9 protein-coding genes are annotated in these 9821 nt (G+C 58.8%); 7 read left to right on the top strand and 2 right to left on the bottom strand.

The features are described from left to right. Window positions 1-893 (bottom strand): MobQ family relaxase (mobQ, locus tag ACNHGR_RS24035; RefSeq protein ID WP_475289513.1); only part of this gene is annotated, 893 nt, incomplete at its 3' end. Between the two features lie 169 nt (window positions 894-1062). On the opposite strand from mobQ, the gene ACNHGR_RS24040 reads away from it, so the two are divergent. The 7 genes from ACNHGR_RS24040 (at window position 1063) to ACNHGR_RS24070 (ending at window position 9157) form a co-directional block, all read left to right on the top strand. Beyond that, on the top strand, window positions 1063-1353 hold the full coding sequence (locus ACNHGR_RS24040) for a hypothetical protein (RefSeq protein WP_261271318.1): 291 nt from the start codon (window positions 1063-1065) through the stop codon (window positions 1351-1353). Beyond that, window positions 1353-2909 (top strand): type IV secretory system conjugative DNA transfer family protein, encoded by a 1557-nt coding sequence (locus ACNHGR_RS24045; RefSeq protein WP_475289515.1) that lies wholly within the window; start codon window positions 1353-1355, stop codon window positions 2907-2909. Before ACNHGR_RS24040 ends, ACNHGR_RS24045 begins: the two co-directional genes overlap by 1 nt. A 510-nt stretch (window positions 2910-3419) precedes the next feature. Further along, a complete protein-coding gene (locus ACNHGR_RS24050; protein ID WP_475289516.1) occupies window positions 3420-4520 on the top strand; it encodes a replication initiation protein in 1101 nt (366 codons plus the stop codon). Window positions 4521-4597: 77 nt separating this feature from the next. Beyond that, a complete protein-coding gene (locus ACNHGR_RS24055; RefSeq protein ID WP_475289517.1) occupies window positions 4598-5032 on the top strand; it encodes a DNA-binding protein in 435 nt (144 codons plus the stop codon). A 67-nt stretch (window positions 5033-5099) separates the two neighbouring features. Next, the gene (locus ACNHGR_RS24060; protein WP_475289519.1) at window positions 5100-5705 is read left to right on the top strand and encodes a recombinase family protein; all 606 of its coding nucleotides are present in this window, start codon (window positions 5100-5102) and stop codon (window positions 5703-5705) included. Next, window positions 5702-8854, top strand: coding sequence for an Eco57I restriction-modification methylase domain-containing protein (locus ACNHGR_RS24065; protein WP_475289520.1), 3153 nt, complete (start codon window positions 5702-5704; stop codon window positions 8852-8854). The genes ACNHGR_RS24060 and ACNHGR_RS24065 overlap by 4 nt, the downstream gene beginning before the upstream one ends. A 33-nt stretch (window positions 8855-8887) precedes the next feature. Then, window positions 8888-9157: a hypothetical protein gene (locus tag ACNHGR_RS24070; RefSeq protein ID WP_475289521.1), complete on the top strand. Its 270-nt coding sequence runs from the start codon at window positions 8888-8890 to the stop codon at window positions 9155-9157. Here ACNHGR_RS24070 and ACNHGR_RS24075 read toward each other — a convergent pair. Further along, window positions 9126-9626 carry a hypothetical protein gene (locus ACNHGR_RS24075; protein WP_475289523.1) on the bottom strand — a complete coding sequence of 167 codons (501 nt, stop codon included), beginning with the start codon at window positions 9624-9626 and terminating at the stop codon, window positions 9126-9128. The genes ACNHGR_RS24070 and ACNHGR_RS24075 overlap by 32 nt on opposite strands. Window positions 9627-9821: the final 195 nt, after the last annotated feature.

Raw genomic sequence — 9821 nt, forward strand, 5'->3', positions numbered from 1 at the left:
GCGTCCTGCTCCTGACGCCCCCATGCCGCGCCTAGGCGATCGCGCAGCCCCTGCGCCATATCCTTGGCCTTGTCGCCGATGCCCCGCATCGTTTCCGCGATCCTGGCGCTCAATTCGCGAAGCTGCTGCGTCAGCTCGCGCCGCTCCAGATTGCGCGCCTGCACCCCGCGCTGTTCGTCGCCGCGCTCGGTGGGCCTGCCCTTGCGCTCCATCGCCACCGCCGACAACGGCACCTTGCCCAGCGGCTCCCGGCCTAGATCCTCTTGCCCCTCCGCGTCACCACGATCGCGCGCCGCCTCGCGCTGATCCTTTAGCGACCGATGGTCTATGCGCTCATCGCACCCGGCCCGTTCCAGCGCCTGGTTGGCATGGTCAGCCCAGGCCGATCGCCACCCCTCAAGCCGCTCGGCTGCGTTCCAGTCTCGGTTTTTCTTCCCGAACCCCTCGCCGGTCAGGTCGCGCATGGTCAGCATGACATGCGCGTGCGGTTGCTCCTGCCCGTCTGCCGAATGGCCCCGGTGCAACGACACGTCCGCAATCATGCCTTGGGACACGAACTGCTCGCGTACATAGCTGTCGACCAGGGCGCGCCGCCCCTCCGCGTCCAGCTCACGCGGAAGAGATATTTCCACCTCACGGGCAAGCTGGGCGTCCTTGCGCCGCTCGGCCGCCTCGACGCTGTTCCATAGGCGCGAGCGATCGAGCATCCAGTCGGGCGTGCGATCGGGGGCCATGATCTCGCGATGCTCGATGTCGGATTTGCGCGTGTAGTCGTGGCATTTGCCAAGGCGCTCGTCGGTCAGCCGCTCGCCCGACCGATAGGCGGCGGCGGCGACCGCGCTGCGCCCGGTGGCCCGCGAAATGACTTTGACCGAACAATGGTAGATCGCCACGACGCCGCGCCCTTCTGCCTTACTGCACTTAAGGGGGAGCCGTCCGGCGGGGGCATAGCCCCCACTAGGACCACGCACATTGGGAACCAATGTATAAGCGTGCCCTTATTTTCATAAGGTAGCCTCATGCTGTTTCGCTTGCTATAGCGAATTGCCATAGGAGGACCGGATGGCACGGACACCCGTTGAAGAGCGCCTTGAGAAAATGCGCGAGGACGAGCGCAAGTTGCGCGAGCGGCGAAAGGCGCTTGAGGCCCGCGTCTCGACCGAACGACGCAAGGCCGAAACCCGCGAGCGCATCATGCTTGGCGCGTTCATCCTTCACCACATAGACGAGGATACGCCCACGGGTCGCCAGCTCGCCCCGCTCCTGCAACGCGAACTGCCGATGTTCCTGACCCGTGAGCGCGACCATGTGTTGATGGCCCCTCTGCTCAAGCGGCTGAAGGAGAAGGAATGATGGCAGGGCCGCTGGTCGGGGGTGAACGGGGCGTAGGCTGCGGCCTGGCTGTCGGCGGCGGTTTCGCCATCCTGCTCGGCACCCAATGGCTGCTCGAAAAGATACTGCCCGTGTCGATCGCCAGCACCATCGCCTGGGCCGCGCTGGTCGCCTTCGGGGTGGCGATCTGGAAGTTCAACCGGCGCTACGGTCGCAACGAACTGCTCGGCTCGGCCGCGTTCGGATCGCGTGCCGATGTGCGCGACCTGGAATCGAACGGCGGCGATCTGCTGATCGGTCGATCGGCCAAGTCGGGCAAGCTGCTCCGCTATGGTGGGCCTGCCCATCTGCTGACCATGGCCCCAACCCGCAGCGGCAAGGGCGTGGGCACCATCATCCCCAATCTGCTGACCCTCGACCGCTCGGTGATCTGCATCGACCCCAAGGGCGAGAACGCCCGCGTCACTGCCAGGGCACGCACCAGCAAGGGCAAGGTCTGGTGCCTCGACCCCTTTGAGGTGTCCGGGCAACCCCCTGCCCGATACAATCCGCTCGACCGGCTCGACCCGGCCAGCCTCGATCTGGCTGAAGATGCGATGACGCTGGCCGACGCCCTGGTCCACGATTCCGCAGGGCAAGGTGGCGATGCCCATTGGAACGAGGAAGCCAAGGCGCTGATCGCCGGGCTGATCCTCTATGCCGTGGTCCATGAAGACCGCGAACATCGCACCCTGGCGACGGTGCGGGAGTATCTGACGCTGGCCCCCAAGGGGTTCGCCGATCTGCTTACCCTGATGCAGGACAGCCGCGGCGCCGGTGGCCTGATCGCCCGCGCCGCCAATCGCCAGCTCGGCAAGTCCGATCGCGAGGCCGCAGGGGTGCTGTCGTCTGCCCAGCGCCACACCCATTTTCTCGATAGCCCCCGGATCGTCGCCAGCACATCGGCCTCGGACTTCACCTTTGCAGGGTTGAAAGAGGGGGTTTCCACGGTGTTTCTGTGCCTACCCCCTGACCGGCTCGACGCCTATTCGCGCTGGTTGCGCCTACTGGTTGCCCAGGCGCTCACCGACATGGCCCGATCGCCGGTCAAACCGGCGCGGCCCGTCCTGTTCCTGCTCGATGAGTTCGCCGCCTTGGGCAGGCTCGAACCCGTCGAGCGCGCCATGGGCCTGATGGCTGGATACGGGTTGCAGCTCTGGCCGATCCTGCAGGACATGCACCAGTTGCGCGCCCTCTATGGTGAGCGGGCGGGAACCTTCATGTCGAACGCCGGGGTATTCCAGGCCTTCGGGGTGAACGACCTCGCCACTGCCGAACTGCTGTCGAAGACGCTGGGGCAGGAAACCCTCGAATATCAGACGGCGGGCTATTCCGAGGCCAGCATGTTCGACGGCGGCAAGCTCACCCGGTCGGCCAGCACGCAGATCAGCGCCCGAAACCTCATGAATCCCGATGAGATCATGCGGATGCGGCCCACCGACCAATTGTTGATGCTCCAGGGGCAGGCCCCGTTGATCGTGGAAAAGATCAGATATTACGACCAGCGCGAGTTTGCCGGGCTGGCCGATCCCGGTTGAATGGCCCCAGGGCGCATTATCGCCGTCGGCAGCAATGGAATAGGAAAGGGCCATAGCCTTGCCTCCCTGACCGCTCTGGGCCTCTCTGCATGGCGTTAGGGCGCGATTGACCACTGAACCTGCCCCACTTCCCCCTCGGAAGCCTAGCGGCCTTTAGGCCGCTCTTGTGACGGCTCTGCCGTCACGCATCAGACAGCGCATTGGCCGATAGGCCAATCCCATTAGGCCAATCCTATTTCCCTCATCCTCAGAGCGGCATTTCCTCTCGCGCGCCCGCGATGATTCTAGATTCTGGGATTCTATGATTCAGGGGGTATAAAACCCATTGAATATAAAGGCGTATTTCGGACTTTCATGAGGAATGGGGTGGGGCATCATGAGGAATGGGGTGCCCTATTGTGAGTTTTGGGGTGGGGGTATTATGAGAAATGGGGTGCATGAAGTGAGGCCATTTGCTTTCTCATCTCATAATACCTTGACCCTGTTCGCACATCGACCGAATGTCCCATCATGGACGGAAAAGCCGACACAACTGGTCGCACGATGGAGGTGGCGCGGATCGAGAAAGAGCGTGGCTCTGACACGATCGTACAGCCGCGCGAGCTAGTCGAAGTCCGCTACGCGCGGGGGGTTTCCCTTAGCCTGTCTGCGCGCAAGGTGTTCGCGTTGATGATGCACCAAGCCGCAGGCGATGCCTGGCGGGACCAGGAGCATAGAATTGCCAAGCGCATGTTGCGCGGCTCCCACAACTCCAACGATCGCCTCGCCGAGACGATCGACGAGCTGATGGGTATCTTCTTTGCCATGCCTGACAAGGTGGAAGGCGACCATGGGCGGCGCACTTTCCAGATGATCGAAGAGACGTTTGAGGGGGGTGAACAGGGGTGGTTGATCTACCGTTTCACCCGTCGCGCGCGCGACCTCCTGAAAGACAGCGAAGCCTACGCTCTTCTGCATCGGGCAACGGTGCTAGCCTTCGACAGCAAATATGCCCTCGAACTATACCAGCTCGGAGCCTTGCTCTACCGACGAGACGTGCCGATCTGGCGTGGGGATGTAGAAACCCTGCGAGCTAAGCTAGGCGTCCCAGAAGGGTCTTACAGCTCGTTCGCCGACCTACGGCGCTTCGTCCTCGATGCCGCGACGGCGGAAATCAATCAGCTTGTGCCGCAATTTTCGGTGGCATGGGACGTCGCCAAAAGGCGGGGCCGCAAGGTCATCGAGGTTGCCATAACCTTCCGCCGCAAACCGCCGATCGCTGCGGTAGCAGCCGAAGAGGAAAACGAACGCCATCGCGCCGGTCGTCGTGCGCGTCGCGATGGCACGGCGGAAACGATACTCGATCCTAGTGCGATCATCGCAGCGACCGCCGCAAACTTGGGCGTATCTGATGTTTTACGCTGGCCTGTCGACGATCAGGTGACGGAATTCGGCGCGACAGAGTTGCACGCGATCGGCGTGACCTATGGTGGGGGACACGCCGTTCAGCGGTTAGCGGATCAATATGCGCGGGTGCGAACCGACAAGCGTCGCCAGCTCCGGGGAGATGCCCTGCGAGAAGATTGGACGACTTGGGTAAGGGGTTGCGCGGAAAAATGGAGTAAACCCTAGTGGTTGTCGCTCTTGGGGTTTCGCGATACCCTATAGAAACAGGGATACGTTCCCGGTTGGAAACGGGGGAATAAAGCATGGCAACCGTCTCGATGACGAAGGGTGCAGAGCTGGCCGGGGTCAGCAAGGGTACTGTCTCAAAAGCACTTAAATCCGGTCGTCTTAGCTATGCTGAAAAGACCGATAATGGTTATCTTATTGACACCTCAGAACTGTTCCGGGTGTTCCCGCCGAAACAGAAAGAAACGGTTTCCGAGGCCCGCTCGGACACCCCAGTTGGAAACAGGGAAACTCCTGTAAATTCAGGGGGGTTGCAACGCGAAATTGAACTGTTGCGTGAACAGCTACAGGATCGTGACGGCGTGGTTTCCGATCTCCGCCAACGGCTCGATAAATCCGAGGAAGAGCGTCGAGAAGCACAGGCGCGGGTGATCGGTTTGCTCACTGGACCAGAGGCGGCGGAATCGAAACGGGGGTTCTTTGGCCGTCTATTTGGGCGATCCGACGAATAAATTTCAGGTCGGAGGTCAAAACCGTTCGGTTTTGAGCTAGGGGCTGGAGACTAGGCTTTTCAGGAGCTTGGCGGGTGCAGAAAGGGGGATCAAAATCGCGATGAAAATTGGCTATGCGCGCGTCTCCCGGGGCGACCACCAGGATTTAGAAAATCAGCTCGTGTCGTTGACAGCAGCGGGTTGCGAAATGCTCTTCAAAGAAGAAGCTTCTGGAGGGGATGCGGATCGTCGGCAGCTCGCCCGAGCAATCGCAGCGATCAGCCCCGGCGACATCCTCGTCGTGTGGAAACTGGACCGCCTTAGCCGGTCGCTCCGTGACCTTCTGTTCACTCTCGAAAAGATCACAGCAGCCGGAGGGGGCTTTTGCTCACTCACAGAGGCGATCGACACTACGACTGCGCCAGGCCGCCTGATGACACAAATGCTTGGAGCCGTCGCAGAATTCGAGCGTGAGATGATCCGAGAACGTACCCTTCACGGCTTGGAACACGCTAGGCGGGCGGGACGGCGTCTTGGCCGAAAACCGTCCCTAACACCGACACAGCGGCAAAAAATTATTAGCGAAATTGAGGCGGGAACGGGTTCGACCGCAAGCATGGCGAGCTTGTTCCGCGTTTCCAAGGCAACAGTAAAACGAGTCATGCAACAGCATCGACAGCAGGTATCCGCATGAGCGAACTATATAATAAACTAAAAAAAGACAGCCACAATTGGGCCAATGAAGAAGAGGTCCGAAAAGGATGGTTGAAGCATATTGAAAATGCTCTCCAAATTACGTTTCATGCGGAGCGTGGGCGCAACGATGCCTCATATAATCAGGTTATCATTGAGTTCAAAGATAGAGGATTATTTAAAGGAAGCATAAATAGCTCTTCTTTTAAAGAAGCCATTTATGATAGGCTTTTTAAATATATTAAAGCTCGATCAATATTAGAAGGCATACCGGAAGAAGATTATATTGGCATTGCAATAGATGGCATTCACATTTGCTTTGCATTTATGAAATCTGGTGTGATTATTCACCGAAACCTTCTGCCATTTAATCAAGCTTCAGTCGAATTGGTCGCCCAAGCGTGTATCGATTCCAAGCGCCGTGCTGTTACGGCCGAAAATCTAGTCGAAGATTTCGGTCATCAGGCCGAAATCGGGCATGCCATGATGTCCAGCTTGGTTAGTCTGCTAGAAAAGAAGCTGACTACCCCAGGAAATAATAAGGTAAAATTGCTATTCGAAGAGTGGAGGACACTATTCGGTCAGGTTGCCGACTTATCTAAGGCACAAGCTGCCGAAATTAGAAAGCATGTTCCGTTTTCTCCAAAGATTGCGGCGGGTGACATGGTGTCCGCTGCTCTTTTCGCTATCCACAGCTATAACGCGATAGTGATGAAACTTCTTGCCGCAGAGATCATCGCGCAGTTCGATCTAACTGCCTATCCTGACTTTTGCGAACACCTGCTTGGTCAGGACGATGACAAGCTGTTGGAGCTGATGGACGTCGAGGTTGAGCGCGGCGCATTTTTCGAGGCTGCCCGAATTAAGGGCTTTGTCGAAGAAGCGATCTTCTCTTGGTACGTCGATGCCGCACCATCTGGAAAGGATCGTGCTGCTCTTTGTGCCGCTCTTCGGCCTTTGCTGACACAATTGGCGCTATATCGAATGGACGACCTAAGCGCGGCGCGATCACGCGACGTGTTGAAGTCATTTTATCAGGCCCTCGTCCCTGAAGTTTTGCGGAAAGCGCTGGGGGAATTTTATACGCCTGATTGGCTGGTAGACGTCGCGTGTGATCGCGCCCTGGTGAAAGACTGGAGCGCAGTTCGCGCCTTGGACCCTACCTGTGGTTCAGGTTCGTTTCTGCTAGAAGTTATTCGCCGAAAACGTGCCCTGGCCAAGGCTGCGAAACGATCCGACGCTGAAACCCTATCTGCCATTCTGGCCGAAGTGTGGGGCTTTGATCTCAACCCGCTTGCCGTACAGTCGGCCCGCGTCAATTTCTTGATCGCGATCGCCGATTTAGTGGCCAGCACTGGGGCCGAGGTTGAATTGCCGGTCTTGCTCGCCGACGCCGTGTATTCTCCCGCCCAGTCTCCGGCCCCAGGTCAGGATTTTGTCGAGTATGGAATCGGTAGCGCGCAGGCCGATCTAAATATCGTCTTGCCAGCGGCGCTCGCATTTGACCGGGCGAGGCTGGACGCCGCGTTCGTAATCATGGCGGAAGCCGTACACGACGAGAAAGAATATCCCGCTGTCGAGAAACTGCTGATCGCCGGAAAGCTGATGACGGCCACCGAGGCAAAAGCTTGGAGGGACGCACTCAGCACGACCTATGACCAAGTGTTGGAGCTTCATCGAAAGGCCTGGAACGGCATCTGGTTTCGGATTGTGCGGAACTTCTTCTGGTCAGCCGTTGCCGGGCAATTCGACGTGATCGTTGGCAACCCGCCTTGGGTCAGGTGGTCGAACCTGCCTGAGTTGTATCGCAATCGCATCAAACCAACCTGCGAACGCTATACCATCTTTTCCGAGACGCCATACCACGGCGGCAACGAACTCGATATTTCGGGAATGATTACTTATACGGTCGGCGACAAGTGGCTGAAGCAGGGCGGCGCGCTCGTTTTTGTAATCACGCAAACGCATTTTCAGTCGCCATCATCGCAGGGTTTTCGCAGTTTTCGGATCGACAAGAAGGCTAATCTGATCCCGGAAGCTGTGGATGACCTGAAGCTGCTGAAGCCCTTTCCCAAAGTGGCCAACAAAACGGCGATCGTCCGCCTCAGGAAGGTCGGCAGCAAGCAGCTTACTAAATATCCGGTTCCCTACACGGTATGGGAAAAAGCGATCGGCCAAGGCGCATCTTTGCCCGAAAACTCGACCAAAACCGGCGTTCTGGCTCGCGTGAACCAAAAGCTTTGGGAAGCCACCCCCGTAAGCGGCGGCAATTCGCCATGGGCAATTCTACCCCCTGGGCGCTTCAAGGACATGGAGAAGCTGCAAGGACAGAGTGATTGGATCGCGGGGCGTAAGGGCATCACGGCGGATTTGAACGGCGTCTACATGGTGCGCGTGATAGCAACCAATCCGGCAAACGGACTGGTCCAGGTCGAAACCCGCCCTGAGGCCGGGAAAACCGATATCGGTCCGGCCCGGAAATTCTGGATCGAACCGGCGCTGCTATATCCGCTTCTCAAGGGTGCTTCGGATTTCTCAGCATGCCATGTGCATGTAAAAAGCGAGCTATTCGTCATTGTACCGAACCAGGGAATCCTAAAAGCGGACTACCTCGCGGCGGAAACGGCGATGGCCAGCCTTCCCCAAACGAAAAAGTATTTGCAGCACTTTAAGGCCCTGCTTGAGCGCCGATCGACGTACAGGCTTCGTCAACCAAAGGCACCATTTTACGCTGTATACAACTCCGGAGCCTATACATTTTCCCCCTACAAAGTTGTGTGGGCCGAGCTTTCATCAACGTTTGAGGCAGCGGTTTTCACGAGCGGTACTGTGCCCCTGGTTGGTCCTCGTCCCTATGTGCCGGACCATAAAGTTTATTTCGCAGACTTTCAGAACGAGGCCGAAGCGCACTTCGTTTGCGGGGTGCTAAACTCCACTCTCGTAAAGGAATACGTGGAAAGCCACACGATTCAGATTCAGGTCAGCAATATCTTTAAGCACATGAGCATACCCCGGTATGATCCAAAGAACGCTGACCATGTTGCTTTATCAAAAGCATCTTTGAAGGCGCATTTATCTAAGACTTCTGATGCAAGAGCGAAGCAATTAGTGATCTTAGACAAGCTGGCGGAAATCGTTTTGATGGCTTGATGCAAATTTAGTAAACATCGCGGGAATAGACATGTGACGACGATCGACTTGAAGGCGCTCCGCGCCCAGGTGCAGGCGATGGATTATCTGCGCGGCACGTCCGACGAAGTGGCGTTGTGGCGACAGGACAACGAAGATTCCCGCGCCAATCTAATGATCGAAGGCTTCCGGTTCGAACCTGACGAAGACGCCATGTTCGAAATGTTTCTGGAAGAGGCTGTGCCCCCTTCGTTGGTGCCGTCGATCATCCTCACCCTCTACGGGCAGGACGCTACCGCTCCCGGTCGGGCCGCTGCGCCCTGACGCGCCCCGGAAACATCTCTTCGTGGATCGGCTCCACCACCGCCACCGCGCCCTTTCCACCGTCCCGCACCTTGGCAGGCTCGAACACGCGGCCCCGGTCGAGCTGGTCGGCGATCCATTCCCGCGCCCGCGCCGCATCGCGGGCCATCCCGTCAGGATCGCCCTTGTTCAGCCCCTTGGCGATCGCCTGGGCCACCATATAATTTCCCTGCGCGGCCCGTAGCTCCGGGTCCGCCGCAGCTTCCTTGTCGGTCGCCTGCCTGAACCTGTCGCCCAGGGTCAGCACACGACCGACGCCGGCACTCGATGCGTGGGCAGTGCCGGCGACGATCTGGGCCAGCGTCTCGCCCATCGCGTCCACCTTGCCCTGCATTGCCTCGACCTGGCCCGCCAGATTCTCCACCGCCGCCAACACCGCCCGCTGGGTCGCCAGCAGCGCCATCACCGGATCGTCGCTATCATCGCTCATCGTTCGCGGCCCCTGTCCCGATCTCTGTCCCTGGTGCGCTCCCGATCGCGCTCGGCCTGGTCGTGATCGGACCCGCCCTTATCACCTATGCGGGACGCGATGCGATCGGCGGCGCTCCCCGGCTCCGGGGCGTCACGGTCACGCTCGCCCCGCTGTGCGGTCGCCTCCGCGATCCGCTCGGCTGCACCGCGATCG

The sequence above is a fragment of the Sphingobium sp. RS1 genome, from assembly GCF_056156825.1.

Bases quoted from the DNA above. Each gene is read 5' to 3' on its own strand.
- ACNHGR_RS24055 (WP_475289517.1), top strand. From the start codon at position 4,598: ATGGCAACCGTCTCGATGACGAAGGGTGCAGAGCTGGCCGGGGTCAGC.
- ACNHGR_RS24040 (WP_261271318.1), top strand. From the start codon at position 1,063: ATGGCACGGACACCCGTTGAAGAGCGCCTTGAGAAAATGCGCGAGGAC.
- ACNHGR_RS24045 (WP_475289515.1), top strand. From the start codon at position 1,353: ATGGCAGGGCCGCTGGTCGGGGGTGAACGGGGCGTAGGCTGCGGCCTG.
- ACNHGR_RS24050 (WP_475289516.1), top strand. From the start codon at position 3,420: ATGGACGGAAAAGCCGACACAACTGGTCGCACGATGGAGGTGGCGCGG.
- ACNHGR_RS24075 (WP_475289523.1), bottom strand. From the start codon at position 9,626: ATGAGCGATGATAGCGACGATCCGGTGATGGCGCTGCTGGCGACCCAG.
- ACNHGR_RS24065 (WP_475289520.1), top strand. From the start codon at position 5,702: ATGAGCGAACTATATAATAAACTAAAAAAAGACAGCCACAATTGGGCC.